This window comes from Streptomyces sp. ITFR-16 (genome assembly GCF_031844705.1).
Taxonomy (GTDB): Bacteria; Actinomycetota; Actinomycetes; order Streptomycetales; family Streptomycetaceae; genus Streptomyces.
The window spans coordinates 46,445-62,326 of sequence record NZ_CP134611.1 but is presented as its reverse complement, the minus strand read 5'-3'; the positions used below and the strand labels follow the sequence as shown (position 1 = coordinate 62,326).

15 protein-coding genes are annotated in these 15,882 nt (G+C 68.9%); 5 read left to right on the top strand and 10 right to left on the bottom strand.

All coding sequences use genetic code 11. From position 1 onward, the window contains the following. Window positions 1-682: 682 nt before the first annotated feature. Window positions 683-3,205, top strand: coding sequence for a DEAD/DEAH box helicase (locus RLT58_RS36030; RefSeq protein WP_311314947.1), 2,523 nt, complete (start codon window positions 683-685; stop codon window positions 3,203-3,205). Between the two features lie 86 nt (window positions 3,206-3,291). Here the strand turns inward: RLT58_RS36030 and RLT58_RS36025 are convergent, their stop codons facing one another. From RLT58_RS36025 to RLT58_RS36005, 5 genes are all read right to left on the bottom strand, one after another. Continuing rightward, window positions 3,292-4,779, bottom strand: coding sequence for a hypothetical protein (locus RLT58_RS36025; RefSeq protein WP_311314946.1), 1,488 nt, complete (start codon window positions 4,777-4,779; stop codon window positions 3,292-3,294). A gap of 157 nt (window positions 4,780-4,936) precedes the next feature. Continuing rightward, on the bottom strand, window positions 4,937-5,239 hold the full coding sequence (locus RLT58_RS36020) for a hypothetical protein (protein WP_311314945.1): 303 nt from the start codon (window positions 5,237-5,239) through the stop codon (window positions 4,937-4,939). Further along, on the bottom strand, window positions 5,236-5,880 hold the full coding sequence (locus RLT58_RS36015) for a 2'-5' RNA ligase family protein (RefSeq protein WP_311314944.1): 645 nt from the start codon (window positions 5,878-5,880) through the stop codon (window positions 5,236-5,238). Before RLT58_RS36015 ends, RLT58_RS36020 begins: the two co-directional genes overlap by 4 nt. A gap of 51 nt (window positions 5,881-5,931) precedes the next feature. Further along, on the bottom strand, window positions 5,932-6,201 hold the full coding sequence (locus tag RLT58_RS36010; RefSeq protein ID WP_311314943.1) for a hypothetical protein: 270 nt from the start codon (window positions 6,199-6,201) through the stop codon (window positions 5,932-5,934). 134 nt (window positions 6,202-6,335) lie between these two features. Next, complete coding sequence (locus tag RLT58_RS36005) at window positions 6,336-7,970, bottom strand: replication-relaxation family protein (RefSeq protein ID WP_311314942.1); 1,635 nt, start codon at window positions 7,968-7,970, stop codon at window positions 6,336-6,338. A gap of 679 nt (window positions 7,971-8,649) precedes the next feature. Here RLT58_RS36005 and RLT58_RS36000 point away from each other — a divergent pair. Then, window positions 8,650-9,093 (top strand): hypothetical protein, encoded by a 444-nt coding sequence (locus tag RLT58_RS36000; protein WP_311314941.1) that lies wholly within the window; start codon window positions 8,650-8,652, stop codon window positions 9,091-9,093. A 219-nt stretch (window positions 9,094-9,312) separates the two neighbouring features. Here the strand turns inward: RLT58_RS36000 and mobF are convergent, their stop codons facing one another. Beyond that, window positions 9,313-11,280, bottom strand: a complete 1,968-nt coding sequence (gene mobF, locus RLT58_RS35995; RefSeq protein WP_311314940.1) for a MobF family relaxase — start codon at window positions 11,278-11,280, stop codon at window positions 9,313-9,315. A 262-nt stretch (window positions 11,281-11,542) separates the two neighbouring features. On the opposite strand from mobF, the gene RLT58_RS35990 reads away from it, so the two are divergent. The 3 genes from RLT58_RS35990 (at window position 11,543) to RLT58_RS35980 (ending at window position 13,929) form a co-directional block, all read left to right on the top strand. Continuing rightward, window positions 11,543-11,944: an NUDIX hydrolase gene (locus RLT58_RS35990; RefSeq protein WP_311314939.1), complete on the top strand. Its 402-nt coding sequence runs from the start codon at window positions 11,543-11,545 to the stop codon at window positions 11,942-11,944. A 244-nt stretch (window positions 11,945-12,188) separates the two neighbouring features. Beyond that, window positions 12,189-12,926, top strand: coding sequence for a ParA family protein (locus RLT58_RS35985; protein ID WP_311314938.1), 738 nt, complete (start codon window positions 12,189-12,191; stop codon window positions 12,924-12,926). Window position 12,927: 1 nt separating this feature from the next. Then, window positions 12,928-13,929, top strand: a complete 1,002-nt coding sequence (locus tag RLT58_RS35980) for a ParB/RepB/Spo0J family partition protein (RefSeq protein WP_311314937.1) — start codon at window positions 12,928-12,930, stop codon at window positions 13,927-13,929. Between the two features lie 64 nt (window positions 13,930-13,993). Here the strand turns inward: RLT58_RS35980 and RLT58_RS35975 are convergent, their stop codons facing one another. From RLT58_RS35975 to RLT58_RS35960, 4 genes are read right to left on the bottom strand one after another with little or no spacing between them, the layout of a single operon-like run. Further along, on the bottom strand, window positions 13,994-14,464 hold the full coding sequence (locus RLT58_RS35975) for a hypothetical protein (RefSeq protein ID WP_311314936.1): 471 nt from the start codon (window positions 14,462-14,464) through the stop codon (window positions 13,994-13,996). 4 nt (window positions 14,465-14,468) lie between these two features. Next, window positions 14,469-14,837 carry a hypothetical protein gene (locus RLT58_RS35970; protein WP_311314935.1) on the bottom strand — a complete coding sequence of 123 codons (369 nt, stop codon included), beginning with the start codon at window positions 14,835-14,837 and terminating at the stop codon, window positions 14,469-14,471. Then, window positions 14,834-15,241, bottom strand: coding sequence for a ParB N-terminal domain-containing protein (locus RLT58_RS35965; protein WP_311314934.1), 408 nt, complete (start codon window positions 15,239-15,241; stop codon window positions 14,834-14,836). Before RLT58_RS35965 ends, RLT58_RS35970 begins: the two co-directional genes overlap by 4 nt. Next, window positions 15,238-15,834: a hypothetical protein gene (locus tag RLT58_RS35960; protein ID WP_311314933.1), complete on the bottom strand. Its 597-nt coding sequence runs from the start codon at window positions 15,832-15,834 to the stop codon at window positions 15,238-15,240. The genes RLT58_RS35965 and RLT58_RS35960 overlap by 4 nt, the downstream gene beginning before the upstream one ends. Window positions 15,835-15,882: the final 48 nt, after the last annotated feature.

Genomic DNA, 15,882 nt, shown 5'->3' with positions numbered 1-15,882 from the left:
CTCCGGGCTGCGCCCGTCACAGCGAGCCGGGTCGCTTCGCTCCCCGGCCGCTCCCGCTCCGCGTGAGCGGAGGCGGCTCGCTGCGCTCACCACCAGGTGGCACGCGCTCCGCGCCCACCGCCAACCGCAGGGCAGGCGGGCCGCTCCGCGACCCGGGGCCGGCCTCCGGCCGACCCGTGGCCTCCGCTGCGCTCCAGCCACTCAGGGCGCACCCCAACTCCCCGTTCGGGCAAGGCGTGCCACGCTCCGCGCGGCCCACCCACGAGGCTCACGCCACAAGCAGCAGCAAGGGGGGCGTGGGTGACGGGTAGTCGGGGCGAATGACGGGGCGCGGGGGGCCGGCCACCCTTCGGAGGGGTGGGGACTGAGGGGGCGTCAAGGCCCTTGATTCGCTTTCGATAAGGCAAGATTAGCAGATTTCAGTCACGTTAGAGGGAATCTTGGGATTCTGTGTGCTTCATTTTTGGAGTCGAGATAAGCTATGGACTCAGAGCACACCACCCCAGACCCCTCCGGAGCGATATCGAGATCCATCCCCCGGCCTTGCCGGTGCTCTGGTGAGGTAGAGCACCGGGCCGATCACATCCGTCCAACCGTAGCCCTAAAGGCTCTTCTACGTGCAGGTTTCCCGTTTCCCACCGCTCGAATCGACCGGGCGGCACCCCAGGAGAAGGCAGGCGATATGTCGAGCACAGACCGCGTTGACCAGCGCGAGGCAGCCCAGCGAGAAGCCATTGACGCGGTCGTGCGTGCCCTCGAATTGCCTGCAAGATCACTTGTGCCCGAACGGGGGCTTCGAACGCAGGTGATCATGGCGACCGGGTCGGGGAAGACCCGGGTGGCGGTCCGCAGCGCGGAGGAGCTCCACGCGGGCCGTGTGCTGGTGCTCGTGCCCTCGCTGGACCTGCTCGCCCAGACCGAGTCCGCGTGGCGCGAGGGGGGCCGCCGGGGGCCGATGATCGGGGTGTCCTCGCTGCGGGGTGAGGAGGTGTCCTTCCCCAACACCACGGACGTGGACGAGCTGGTGGAGTGGACGCGGGGCTTGGAGAAGGTCACCATGTACGCCACGTACGCCAGCCTCGGGCTGGGCACGCTGGAGCGGGCGCACGCCGGGGGCCTCGCGGCTTGGGACCTGATCGTCGTGGACGAGGCCCACCGCGTTTCGGGCCGGATCGGGAAGCCGTGGGCGGTCGTCCACGACAACCAGAAGATCCCGTCCCTGCGCCGTCTGTACATGACGGCCACGCCACGGCTGTGGCAGCTCGGGGACGAGGACGAGGCCGGCGCACCGGGCGAGCTGGTCGCGAGCATGGACGACAACCCAGACGGGCCCTTCGGCAGCCGCTGCTTCACCCTGACGCTCTCGGACGCCATCGACCGGGGAATCTGTGCCCCCTACCAGGTCGTATGCGTCGACGTCACCGACACCGCCCTCCAGGCCGCGCAGCTCCTGGGCGCCGAAGGCCGGTCCGCAGAGATCCGCGGGGCGCGGCTCGCCGCCCTGCAGACCGCTCTGGTGAAGGCGTCCTCGGAGGAGGGCTTCCGCCGCACACTGGTCTTCCACCACATGGTGAAGGAGGCCGAAGCGTTCGCGGCCGGCCTCCCGGACGTCGCCGCGCAGCTGCACGCCAGTGACCCGGAGCTGTACCCGAAGACGATCTGGGCGGACTGGCTGTGCGGCGACCACAAGCCGCTCCACCGGCGCCGACTGCTGGGAGAGTTCGCGGCCAGGATCGCCACGGACGGCACCGTGGTGGAGAAGTGCTTCCTGTGCTCGGTGAAGGTGTTGGGCGAGGGCGTAGACACCAAAAACTGTGACTCCGTGTACTGGGCGGACGTACGCGGCTCGATGCCCGACCTGGTCCAGGCCGTGGGCCGGGCGCTGCGGATGCAGCCCGGCGAGGGCAAGGTGGCTTCCCTCGTGGTGCCGGTGCTGCTCGGGCCGGGCGAGACAGCGGACAACATGCTCACCTCCAGGGCCTTTGGCGGGCTCGCCAAGCTCTTGGAGGCCCTGCGGGCGCACGACGCGCGGATCGTGGAAAGCCTCGCGGAGCAGCAGGCCCCGAGCCGCTACAAGCCCGTCAGCAAGGACGACAGCGGGAAAAGCACGGGCGGGAGCGGCGAGGGCTCCGGAGGCGTCAGCGCCCCCGCCAAGGCCCTGCTGAAGTTCTCCACGCCCCGCGACCCGGCCGCCCTCGCCGCGTTCATCAACCTGCGCGTCCTCAACCCCGAGCACGAGCACTGGCGGCGCGGCGTGGAGGCCGCCGTCATCTACGCCCGCGAGCACGGTGACCTCCGCGTGCCGTTCACGTTCCGGGTGCCCGCCGTCGACGACCAGGAGGCCGAAGCCACCGGGTGGCCGGCCTCGCTCGCCGGGTTCCCGCTCGGGCAGTGGACCGCCGACGCCCGCCGCTTCTACGCCCGCGGCGACATGGACGAGGACCGCATCGTCCAGTTGGAGAAGCTCGGCATGATCTGGTCTCACTTCGACGTCGCGTGGGAGGAGGGCCTGTCCGCCGCGCGCGGGTGGGCGGCCGAACACGGGCACCTCCTGGCCCCGCTGGACGCCACCTTCCAGGGCGCGAAGGTAGGCATCTTCCTGAAGAACGCGCGGGCCGCCGCCCGGAAGGCGCAGGAGAACGAGCAGCGGCGTACGGAGGGGCTGCCGGTGGAGTCGCCGGCCGGGGCGCTGTCGGACGAGCGGCGTGAGCAGCTGGAGGAGATCGACGCGTCCTGGTGCCCGAGCTGGCCGGTGACCTGGCAGCGCTCCTTCCACCTGGTCCGGATGCACCTGGACGCGGGCGGGACGCTGCCCACCGAGGCGGGCGAAGTTCTGCGCCAGGGCGAGGACCTTGGTCGGTGGGTGATGTCCGTGCGGCTCGGCTGGGACCAGCTGAGTGGCGTGCAGCAGTGGATGTGCGAGCAGGTCCTCGGGATCACGCCCGCGACCAAGGAGGAGAAGCCGAAGCCGCGCCGTACGCAGGCCGACAAGTGGACTGCCAACCTCGCGGCCGCCCGGCAGTTCTTCGAGCGCGAGGGCCACCTCCAAGTGCCCCGCAAGCATGTCGAGACCGTGCTCTCCGAGGACGGCTGGGAACTCCAGTTCCGTCTGGGGGCATGGGTCAGCAACCAGCGGAGCAGGGCCGCGACGCTGTCCCCGGAGCGGATGGAGCAGCTGTCCCGGGTTGGGATGCGGTGGTCGTAGTCGGTGGGCAGCGTTTCAGGTGCCGGCGCCGAAGCCAGGTGAGTGCAGGGAACCGTCGGTACAGGCGGGTCCCTGCACTCACCCCTTTACACAACACGCGAACCTGCAGCAGTGCCTCTGCCCAGATCAGCGTGTCGCTTCCACGGATAGCTGTCCCAGCCAGCATCCAAGATCGCGTTGCGGGCGAGGTTCTTGCCTCTGAAAGCAGTATCGAGGGAGTACGTCGACTCCCGGGGGTCTGCCAGTCGTCCGATGAGGAGCTGGCTCGCCGACAGGTCCTGCAGGGTCACAAGGTTCTCGAGTTCCGCGGCGCTGCAGACGGTGATGGGAGTGTCCGTGTCTGGCCGCATTTCCTTCTGAAAAGGCGCGTTGGCGGTGTGGAAGGGCTCCATGGTCACTACCAGACCCTGTACAGGCCGGTTTGCGGGTATGTGGCTGAAGTTCGGGTCCTTGCTAGCGATCAGCGCTGCGGTGGTCTCTACCTGCTTGTATGCGTGCTTGATCTGGCGTAGGGCCGCGTTTGTTCGGTCCAACACGCCAAGACGCAGCTGTTGAGTGGGGCGCGTCGACTTCACTTCGACGAGCAAGACCAAGTCGTCGAAGACGACGATCCAGTCGACGCTGCGTCGCTCGTCCCGATAGATGATCTCGGAGTGCACTTCAGCGTTGGGGAGCTGGCGAAGCTGGCGGCCTATGTACTGCTCGAACAGATCACCGAGTTCCTGGGCGAAGACATCTCCGAAGTGGTTTACGCCCATGTAGTACAGGCCGAGCGGGCTGCCCTTAGGAGCGATCAGGTGGGATGAGGGGGCAAGGTAGCCCCGGCCAAAGCCGGACAAGAACGGGCGGCCTCGCAGTGGGTTGTACTCGAAGCGGCGTAGGTGAGGGTCTCGGCTCAGCCGGCGCGCCTCGTTCTCGGCTCTGAAGGCTTCCTGGTCGGTGACAAAGTGACGCTCGGTGACCTCTCGGATGGTGCCGTCGGGGATGACAGAGCAGACCTTCTCCATCTGGGGCTGGTTTAGCCAGGCCGGATCGAAGCGCCCTTCGTTTCGTAGCGCTGACACCTGCAGGAGCTGGGTGACACCGACGTAGTCGGATAGGGAGCATCCAAGGAGTTCTTCATCCCATCCGTCGACAAGGCACGCGGGTGTGCGGGCAGGAGACGTCTGATCGAACAGCGCGGCTGTGCGGGCCAGATCGCTGAAGCCGAATTCCTGAAAGCTGAACTGTTCACCAGAGACGCGGAGAAACCAGCTGGAGACAGACTCGGCGCTGCCGTTGTCACGGATCATAAGATCAGTCAGCGATGCGTAGGCCGCGAGCATGCTCAGCAGGTCCTTCTCGGTGCAGGTGCCGTCCCCGCGGTGCTCGTTCCCATAGCCGAGACTGACGCGAGCGACATCAGCCAGTGCCCACGGCGTGTACTTGCGAAAGGGACTATTCCACCAAGTGCCGTGATTCCAGCGCGCTGAGGCAGCGGCAATCACGGGCAGCAGGGCGCTGGGGCGCTGCTGCCTGACTCGCTGTACGTACTCGTGATCCGTTACCAACCGGCCGTAAAGAAATGCTGCCATGAATCAAGCGTGTCTGATCCGGGGCAGATTTGTCGCAGGGATTACGCACTTGTCCAGGACAGCATCGGGGTCGACGCCGTTGGCGCCCTCGAGGAACACGACCAGGTCGTGGTCGCTATATGCGGTGCCAGGGAGCGGCAGCGTTGCGCCGCATCCTTCAGGGGGATCCGGCAATCACGAGGAAGCCCTCGCTTGTCCGCCGGGTCTCGCTGAGCGTCAGAGACGGAGAGGAGTAGAGCAATGCACCACTGCGGTACAGCTCGTACTGAAATCGCTTGGCCCACTCAACCTCCCGCCGCTGCTGCGGGTCGACGTCGGGCAGGGTGAGCTCAACGAACCCCCTGCCATCGCGCAGGACACCCTGCGAGATGACATCCCCGGTGAACGTCACCGAGGCCGTGTTGGTGGTGAGCCGCACCTCGTCGCCGTGCATCGGCCGCGGACCAGGAAAGCCGGTCATCCGGTCACCCCCGCGAGAGGCACCGTCGCGACGGGTTTCCACATGATGTGCGCGCCGTCGTGCCACTGCTCAACGAGGTGCAGTCTGTCGGCAACCACGGTTGCGGACAGCGGCTGCTCAATGTCCGCCAACGCCGCCTTGAGGCTGACGGTGTCGACACCCTCAGCACCGTCCGAGGCGTAGGCCACGGACAGATGGGGGAAGCGGCTCGGCGCGGCCGTGAAGGCTCCGCCGGTGCGGGCCATCGCCTCGGTCAGGCCGTCCACGAGCTGTGTGAACGGCCGTCCGGGCCATCCGCTGATCTCCACAGCGAAGTTGCCCACGGCGGGCCGGTCGAACGTGAGGTTGAAGGGTCGTACCTTCTGCGCGAAGCTCGCAACGTCCTTGAGGAGCGCGTCCAGGTCGATGTCGGAGCGGTCCAGGCCGACGGCGTGCATCAGCGTGCAGTGCATCCACTCCGGCGGCACGCTCTGCAGCCCCTTCGTGGCGAGTCCCTGATACGACGTGGCCAGCACGCCAGCTTCATCTGGGGTCGGCAGGATGTGCCAGTGCAGGTCACGGCGACCCACCGGCCAGATACGCCCCACCCGCTCAAAGAAACTTTCCATCTGCGCCCCCGCCTCTGCCTGTGTTCCGCCCATCCTCGCGGCACCACACAGGTCTGCGCTACACCCCACCGGCCGGTGATGTGGTCAGGGTGTGTCGCCGGACCAGTCCCAGCGGTTCCGCTCGCCGGAACGCGGGTCGTACAGAGCGCGGCCGCCGGCGCCGAACTGCCCGAGCTCGGTCATCAGCGCGACGCCGGTCTGGATCTCGTCCGCTGTCCAGCCGGTGATGTCGAGCAGCAGGCCGTCCAGCGGACCGCCGACCAGTTCGGCATAGTCGCGGTGAGGCAGCGGCCCCGGGTGGTCGTGGTCGGTGCCGTAGACCCGGCCGCGCAGCAACTCCTCATCCCTGTCCATGCGCACCAGCCTTGCAGCCACCGCCGACAGCCGGGGCCCGGTACGTGTACCCATCGTCTCGCCGCCGCCGCCGACGGCGAGGCTTGCCCAGGGTGTCCTTGGGCTTGCCCGCGCCCGCCAGCGGCTTGCCCGGCTCAGCCACGCAGGCGGGAGAACCAGCCGGTGGCCTTCTGCTTGGGCACGGCCTGGTCCTGCTCCTGGTCGCGCTGCTCCTGCCGGTGATCCACACCCCAGGTTTGCTCCAAGTCGGACTCGAACCGCCGGTCGCAGTCCCCGCACAGAGACGGGCGCTTCGCTGGGGAATGGTTCCAGCCGACGCGCGCGGTCGCCTTCCATCGTTCGTCAGTAAACGCGGCACGGCATTCGGTGCAGACGGGGCGCTGGGGGTTGTTCCAGAAGTCGTCCGGCCCTGCCTCGCCGTGTACCGGCTCCTGGCGCTCCTGGGTATCAGCCGCTGGGCTGACGACGGCGCCGGCCTTCTGCTTGCAGCCGTCGCACAGCTGCGGGTGGGAGTCCTTCGGGGTGCCCCAGTCCGTCGCCTGTGCCGCTTCCCACCGTTCGTCGGTGAACTTCGCCCCGCAGTCGGCGCACACCGGACGGCGCGCCTCACGCTCGGCTGCCTTCTTCGCGGCCTGCTCCTGCGCCGCGCGCTGCACCTTCGCCTGGTGCTCCTTCTGAGCGCGCGCGGTCTCTTCCCGGGCGCGGGTGTCGGCGGCCTCGCGGCGGGGGTTGCCGATCGCCTCCCGCAGGGGCTGCATGTGGTCGCGGCCGAAGCGGAGGAAGACCGGGCCGGTCGGGCCGTGCTCGCTGAGGTTCTTCAGCCCGGTCGCGATGATCGGGATCCGTCCGTCGTAGAGATGGTGATCGCGCTGCCGCTCTCCCTGCCACAGGTGCCGGGTGAGCTCCATCAAGCGCGGGACGGTGCGGTTGGGGTTGCGCTCGCCGATCCGGTTGAACACCAGCAGCACGGGGGGATGCGGCACATCGCCGTACCGGCCCTCGGGAACCGTCCAGCGGGTGCGCCACATCGGGCGCTCCTTGCCGTCGGTGTCCTTCACCTTCCGCCGGAAGAACCGGGCGTACTTCTCCAGCTTGGCGGCGAGCTCCTCTGGGGTCTCGTGGCAGTTGTCGACCTCGATGAACAGCAGCGGCACCCCGTCCTGCGGAGCGGTGAGGACGACGTCGGCCTGGGCGCCGCCCTTGCCGGGTGCGTTCCAGGTGCCGGTGGCGGGCAACGGGACCTCGGTCCAGTACGAGGCGATCGTGCCGACTCCGGCCGGTGTGTCGACGTCGACCTGGGCGGCGGCCCGGACCTCGGGCAGGTCATCGGCGAGCCGGGCCATGTTCGGCTTCGGGCGCAGCAGCGCGATGACGGTCTCGTTGACGGACATGGGGTGGGAGGCGCCGGAGGAGCCCGCGCCGCGTGCGGTGGAGCCCATCTCCGTTATCGGGCGCTGCATCTCGTAGGAGGCGGCTTCCAGGCCCTTGAGGGTTAGGTTCCGCAACGTCTCCCCCGTTTCGGTGGAGCCGCCGTTCTCGGACAGGCCGTGCTTGCGCATGTCGGAGAGCGCGCCGGTGTGCGAGGCGGTGCGGGCCTGCTTCCGTTTCGACGGGGTCTCCTTGTCGGCGTGCCGGTGGGTCAGGTGCGGTGCGCCGATCCGCTGGATCTGATCGGCTGTGGCCACCTTCAGCGCTCCGAGCACGCGCAGCACGTCGCCGCGGTAGTTGTTCGTCGACCCCGCCGGGTTGTTCTTCCGCTTCCCCGCCATCAGCTCTGCTCCTTCGTCACTCGCGGTCGGCTGCCGGCTGAGTGCCGACCGCGCCCGGTCTGGGAGGGCGTGCGGGCCCCCCGGGACCCGATGATCTCCTCCACTGCAGACATAAGAGGAGAGAAGAGGGTTGTGACGGTGCGGAATTCGCGCCGATTCATGGTCTGAGCAGGGGTTTTCCCTCGCCTCGGGGGGTCGGGCACCAAAGGGGGTTCCCAAGGGCCCTCCGCAGTGGGGCCCGCAGGAGCCTGCCGCGGCTTGCCCGCCACGAGCTGGCCTTCTGGGCTTGGCCGGCTTGTGGCCTGCCTGTCCCCGGCCCTTGAGTGGGTGGTCGTCATCGTCTTCTCTCCTTCGCTGCCCCGGCCGGGGCGTCCGGTCCGAAGGAGCAGCGTGCAGGGGGACCCCTTGTCCGCTGTCTCACGGCGGCCGGTAGCCGGGGTGGTCAAGGAGAAACGTGGTGCTCGCGGCAGTGCGGCCGACCTGGACAAGGGGTCGGCGGCCGGGTTCGCCATCCGAGTCGGCAGGTGGACAAGGGGGCCAGGTTTGCCCCTTGTAGTCTCGTTCGTCCGATCTCGCGGGGTGGGGGAGAAATCTCTGGCCACTGTCCACAGGGCGATCGTCCGAGGCTGTTGGGAGTCGTCGCGATCCGCGCGGCGACCACCCAGTTGAGGAGACCTCCATGCCGTACCTGATCCCGTCCCGTACCCCGCTCACCGCGGAGGAAGTCGACCTCGCTTTCGACTACCTCCTCGCTCTGCAGATGGGCGGCGGGAACTACGCCTCCGGCCGCTCGTCGGCCACTCCAGAGCTGGCCTTCCTGTTGCTGCGGCTCGCCGAGAACATCGTCTTCCCCGTCACGGGGGTCCTGGGCGACGGGGAGCCGCACGCGGACTCCTTCGCCCTGGACGAGGTCGGGTGCATCTTGCTGTCTGCCCTTCGGGACTGGACGCGTGACTCCCCCGCTACGGCCGTGCTGGGCACCGCCCGCAGCATCATCCGCTTCGTCGAAAACGTCATCCCCGACCCCGACGACCACGGAGACACCGCCGCCACCTTGGAGACCGTGCGCGACGAACACCTGGAGTGGGCCCGCACCGTGCAGTCCCTGACCGCGCGCCCGTAGCCACGCGCACGAGGCGCACTGGTGCGGTGGAGTGGGCGCCGCGTTTCCCCTTGACCTGAGCTGAGGTCAAGGGGAAACGCGACGTGTGCGCACCGGGTGGAGTGGCCGGCATCGCCCCCTCGGTGTCGGCCACTCCACTCAGTGGGCTCCACTGGGTGGAGTGGACGCCGGGCATGGTCGGTGCGCACCACCGCCCGGGTGCGCGACATCAAAGTGCGTTCAGTGGCCGACCTCCCGGCCCCGCGGTCCGGGCTCCGGCCGGCGGTGCGCCTGCTGGTCGTCCTCGCGTACCGGGCGTACCGCATCGACGTCGTCCTGTTCGGTGTAGCGGGTCGCACGGGTGCGGGAGTCGTCGGCCGCCTTGGTGAACGTGTCCTGGAGGTGGCGCAACCGCTCGGCAGTGAGATCGAGGGCTTCCACGTCCGTGCGGGACTCCCTCAAGGCCCGCAGCGCCGTCAGGTCGATCGCCTCCCGGGGCCCGGCGTCCGGCTCCTGGTCGTCGTCCTTGGGGTCGACGGCCTCGGGCGCGAGCAGTTGCTCGGGCATCGCCGCCTGTTGGTGCGCGGCGATGTCGTACGCCGGGCCCCGCACGACGGAGGCGCGCAGCTTCTCCCGTACGGCCGCACCGGCGAGAACGGCACGGTCGTAGCTCAGCGGGACACGGGGTATCTCCCGCTCCCCCACCGCCTGACCCGGTGGCCGGGGAGTGGCCAAGGACAACGAGGCCGGTGTGCCCGGCGGCGGCAGTCGGTCCGGGTCGGGGACAGCGGCAGGCGGGCGCCGGGCGGTTACGAGATCGGACAGCGCCCACCGGGCGGTGTAGAGCCGGTAGTCCGCCAGCAGGCCGCGGGTGGACTTCGGCTCGCTGATGTCCACGCAGTACGTGGAGATGGCGGCGCGCACGATGTCCTCGTCCAGGCCGGGGTCGCGGCTGCGGCCGCGCAGGACCAGAGCGAGGTGGCGGCGGGATTCGGCGAGCAGGTGCCGGCGGTGAAACCGGCCGCCGCCGTTCATCACGAACACCACCGCGGCGACGTCGACGGCCGCCAGGGCGACGTCGACCACGGCGGCGACCCGGGCCCGGATCCGGGCGGCTGCGGCGCGGGCGCGCTCGAGGAGCGAGTTGATGACGCCGGCGGCCACCTTCGAGGTGTCGATCGCGCTCTGCTTCCAATCAGCGCGCAGCTGCGCGAGAGAGCGGGCTTTCTTCTGCTTGGGCGGCCGGGTCTTGTGGGCGGCGATCCGCATCAGTTCCACCCGGGCCCGTTCGGAGACCGCGGGCAGGTACTTCAGCTCGCCCTCATCGTCGACGGCGGTGACGTACTCGTGCTCCAGGTCCGCCAGGCAGGCGGCGATCTGCTCCCCGCGGCTGGCGGTCCAGCGGATCAGCTCATGGGGCACACCGGCGATGTCCATGACCGGGCGTCGCCCGGCGGTGACGACGCGCGGCTCGGTCGCCAGGCCCAACTCCTCACAGACCTCAGCAGCCACGATCTCGTTGTAGAGCGCTGACGCGGCGACCGTGTTCTCGAGAACGACCTCCGAGTGGATCGATCCCCACTTCCCGTCCAGGCGCTGCCCCTTCGCCGACAGCAGCACATGGTCGTGAAGCAGCGGCATTCCGGAGCGTGCCTCGTAGTGGCGGAAGCGGGCGGCGACCAGACCGCCGGGCGGCCGGACCTTGTAGATGCCGTCCTTGCCGTACCGGATCACCGCCGACTCGTCCTCAATCCACTCCAGGACCCGCTCGATCGCCCGCTCGTGCGCGGCCTCGATCACCTGCCGGGTTTCCTCATCACCCAGCGCCCACAGCAGGTAGATCGTCGGCTGCGGCCGGAACACGAGATCGAATCCGGTAACCGTCACCCGGCGCCCGAGAGCGCCGGCCTTGAACGCCTGCTTCGGGGACTGCCCCGCGGCGAGCTCTTCGGCCTCGATCCGGTCCGCGTACGGGTGCCGGCCCCGCTCGCCGAACAGGTTCCGCAGCTGCGCCTCGGTGACTTCCTCACCCGCGCTCAGCCCGAGCGCGGCCAGGCCGTGGCCCATCCATCGCCCGGCCGGGACACCGGCCTCCTCCTGAGCCTCGCGCAGCGGCGTGCGGGCCGGGCGGCGGCCGTCGCCGACGACGACCTGGCGCAGGTAGTAGCGGTACATCTGACCGGCTCGAATGATCGCGATATCCATCATGGAGACCACGCCACACGGCCCCGACCTGCAAGAAAAGGCCGGACAGTCGTACGTCCCGCCAGACGGGAGCAGCGGCCGAACTTTCTCCTCAGGTGGCCGCCAGGCGGGAAGCGGCTCCGGTCCGGCAAGCGAATGTCATCGCTCTCTGGCAGCCATCACGTTCTCCCCGGCTCCCCCGCTTCGCTCAATCTCTGCGAGGTGCGAAGCAGCTTCGGGAGCGGTGCAGCACCGTCATGATGGCCCTGTGACAAGCAGGCGGCGGGTGGCAGCGGTGATCATTCGGGACCGACACGTCCTGATGGTGCGTGAGCGAGGCAAGGGCCCCTCGGGTCGCCACGACGGCCAGGAGTACTGGACTCTGCCGGGAGGCGGCATCGAGCCTGGCGAGTCACCGGAGGACGCGGTGGCCCGCGAGGTGGCTGAAGAGACTGGCCTGGTCGGCGTGGCAGTGCAGTACGTATACGACGTGCCGTATCCGTCAGGATGGACCGCCTGTTACCGCATGGACGTAGCACCCGGTGAACCCTGCCTGGGAGTGGATGCCGAGCTCACCTGCGACTGCCCCCGGATGACCGGTCTCAGCTGGGTCCCCCTCCCCGGAAACCCCGCTGAGACCGGCTACATGGTGCCCCCACTACTGATGTCCACCGAACACACCGACTGATCGGCCACCGCACCGATGCGGTTCACCGTGCCCGCAGTACGCCCGCGAACTGGGCGCACAGCTCAGCGGCCAGCTTTCTCTCTCTGGGCCGCCAGGCGACTCGGGACGGTGCGCCCACTGATCGTCCTCTCGCGCCGGGTGTGGCGCGGCGAGGAGAACGACGCGCCGCGTCTGTTGCAGGACTTGGCCTGCTGTCTGGTCTGGGATAGTTGCCCGTGGCCCGGAGTACCGGAGAGTCCGGGAAATGGACGGGCCCGAGGAGTTCAACATGGCACGCGTAATCGCGTTCGTGAACCAGAAGGGCGGCGTGGGGAAGACCACCAATACGGTCAACCTCGCTGCAATCGCTGGTCAGGCGCTCGGTATCCGCTCGGAACAGAGCCAAGTCTTGGTCGTTTCCACTGACCCTCAAGCCTCTGCGGTCTGGTGGTCGGACCGGGTGGATGAAGAGCAGCTCCCCTTTGATTTTCACCAGTGCCACGACAAGCCAGAGGATCTGGCTCGGCTGAAGTCGCTGGAGCAGTACGAGTACGTCTTCGTCGACTCCCCCGGCAACATCGAGGACGAGAAGATCCTCTCGGCCACGCTCGACTCCACTGACGAAGTGGTTGTACCCATGCCCCCAGAGGCGATGGCGTACCCACCGACCAAGCGGACCATCGAGCAGGTGCTGGAGCCGAAGGGCATCCCGTACCGGGTCTTGATCACTGACTGGGACCCGCGGGACGGCACGGTGGACCTGGAGCAGACCCAGGAGTACGTCGACAACAACGGTTGGCCGCGGCTGCAGACTGTCGTTCGGCACTACAAGATTCACACCCGGGCGTCGGCTGAGGGGCTGGTCTGCACCCAGTACCCCAAGGGACGCATCGCTCTGGAAGCCCGGGAGGACTTCTTCCGCCTGGCGATGGAGTTGGGGATCGGCGGTCGTCCGCTGCCCAGACAAACCCGGAACCGCACCACCGCGAAGGGGAAGGTCTGAAATGGGTCGCCGTGTAAATCTGGCGACCATCGACGACAAGCCGGTCGCGGTCGCCGCAGATACGTCTGCAGGCGTACCCCTTGCTCTCCTGGTCGCCAACCCGCGCAACCCGCGCGAAGACCTTGGGGATCTCGAAGACCTCAAGTCCATCGCCAAGCGGCAGCTCCAGCCGTGCCTGGTGGTCACTTCCAAGGGCTATCTCGCACTGTGGCCCGAGGATGCCGAGCGCGTGGGCCACGCGCAGTACGTCGTTGTCAACGGCTGCCGCCGGCTGGCCGCCGCGCACAAGTTCGGGCGCGCTGAGCTCCTCATCGTTCACGATGAGACGGTCGCGGTGTCCCGTGGTGAGCTGCTGGGCGCGGCCGTTGAGGAGAACATCGGCCGCCAAGACTTCGACATCATTGAAGAAGCCCGGGCAGTCGAGGCGGTCGTCGCGGAGTACCCCAGTACCCGTGAAGCCGCGAAGGCCCGCGGCTGGACTCATGGCTGGGTGTCCCAGCGGCGAGCGTTGCTCAAGCTCACTCCCGAGATGCAGGGCATGCTGCGGGCTGGGGATCTGGCCGTTCGGGATGCGCGGCGGCTGGCCCGTGTGCCAGCTGCGGACCAAGTCTCCACTTGGCGTGCCGAGCAGGATGCTGCAGAGCAGCGCAAGAAGGAGCAGGCTGAGCAGCGCAAGCAGCAACCCCCTCAGCAGCGACGGCAGCTGAAGCAGCCGGAGTCTGTGGATCCGGTGGTTACCGCGGTAACCACTCCCGAGGATGGAGGCGATCCGGAGACGGACACCGCCTCCGTCGGCCCGTCAGTGGTTACCGCGGTAACCACTGACGGCGAAGCGGGCAGCGGTATCCCCGAGCCCCGGAATGACTCCACCTCTTCTGCGACTGCGCTGCCCACGGTCACGGTGGAGTGGACTAACCCGCAGGTTGTGGCGGACTTGTGTACGGCCAACATGACTCATGCCGACCTGGAAGCGATGCTCGACATCCTGACCAGCCGCCTCTGAGGCACAACAAAAAAAAGCGGCCCTCCGCCCCGGAACTTGTCCGGGGCGGAGGGCCGCTTCGTGGTCAGGGTGCTTTGGTGGCGAGGGTGTCGTCGATGAGGATCTCGGGGGCTGGGTCGGCGGCGGAGCGCGCGGTGGCGGCCTTGTCGATGGCAGGCGCGAGCCCGTCGTAGACGCGTCCGGAGACGGCTTCCTGGTCGGGGATGTCTGATCCCATCCAGCCGGGGTGTGCGTCCTGGTCCAGCTGATCGAGGTATGTGACGAGCTGGGCACCGGTGAGCGTGATCCGGACCATGCCTCGCTGACCGCGCGGGCCATCGGCGGGGGTGGTCGTGACCTTCTTCAGCCCGTCCGGGCGGGTGCTCTCCCAGATGTCCTTGTTGCAGATGATGGACAGGGAGCCGATGCCGGCGGCCTTCTTCATGCGGCTCTCGTGGTGTGCCGGGGATTGGGTGGTCGCGCCGCACGCGGTGAGCGTCAGGACGACGGCCATGGCGGTGGCGGCGAGAGTTGCGGTGCGGCGGATCTGCTGCACGGGGTCATGCCTCCAGGGTGAGAGCGGGGTCGATGGTGCGCCCGGCGAGGGCGTGGGTGAGGAGCCGGTATGGGTCGGTCCAGGCGCCGTGGATGAGGCTCCGGGCGCAGGGAAGCGTGCCGGTGAAGGTGGCTTCGGTGTCGGGGTGGATGAGGGCCAGGGCGATGGGGTCGGCGTCCGGCCGCTGGTCGGGTAGCGGCCGACCGCGCTCCAGGCCGCGTTCACCGATCCGTACGGCGGCGTCACCGCGGCCGGTCCACGGGGCCGGGTGCTGGCGGGCGGCGAGCATGGCGGTGAACTCCGCGACTGCCTTCTGGTCGCCGGGGTGCATCGGTCCGCTGCCGTGGCCGCATCTGCGGAAGCGGGCCGTCATGGGCGCGCCTCCTGGTGGCTCAGCCACGCCTGTCCGTCCCGGCCCAGCGCGTGGTGCGGGAACGGCTCGTGCTCAACGGCTTGGACGTCCGGGTCCCAGAACCACCGGAAGGGGAAGGCGCGCACCCCCAGTTCGAGGGCGATGACGGCGCGGTGGTGGCCCTCGAAGACGAAGACGAGCCGGTCGGCTGCGCGGACTCCCAGCAGGAGCGGTTCCCGGATGCCGTCCGTGGAGATCGAGGCGCGCAGCTTCTCCAGCACCTGGCGGTCGCGGCTGTGCCGCTCGTGGTACCGGCGGGCACCGGCCCACGTAGAGAACTCGGCAGGCCGGACCAGTCCCTGCCGGAGCGCAGCAGTGCGCATGCGCCCGATCCAGGGCTTGCCGTCGACGATGCGAGCCGTCACGAGCGCATCCCCCCGCGACGCAGCAACGTCCCGAGCCGGAAGCGGATCGAGGCGCGTTCCTCGCGCTCCTCGAGGACGTCGGCGAGCAGTTCCTCCAGCTCCGTCATCTGCTCTTCGGCGAACCACTCGGGCTGATAGTCGTCGCCGCGGCAGACCGGGCACACGTGATCGTGCCCAGCGAACTCGAGCCACGGCGCGCAGCCGACGTCCTGGCAGTCCGGCCGGGTGGGGTCCTCGCCGATGCCGGAGCAGTACGGGCAGCGGGTGAAGCGGTAGTCGATGGGGGCGCCGTGGTGGAGGTCGGAGTGGAGCTGGGCGAGGCCGCGGACTCCGAGCTCGCGCAGCAGGGCGTCGGCGGCGAGGACCTGGCGGTCGATGCCGGTGTGGTGGTGGTCGGCGAGCATCCGGACTGCGGTGCACCAGGCGAGGCTGGAGCGGTCGACCGGGACGGTGTAGTTGCTGGCCCACGGGTCGGCGGGGTCGGCGTCGGCGGGCGGCAGGGCCGGCGCGGTGAGCGGGATGCCCAGGGTGGTGAGCTGGGCGGTGATGTCGGCGGTGCGGCGGGTGAACTGGTCGAAGACGGTGGTGGGCATCGGCCCTCACATTCGGCGGGGCCGCCGGGACCGTGGTGGTCCCGGCGG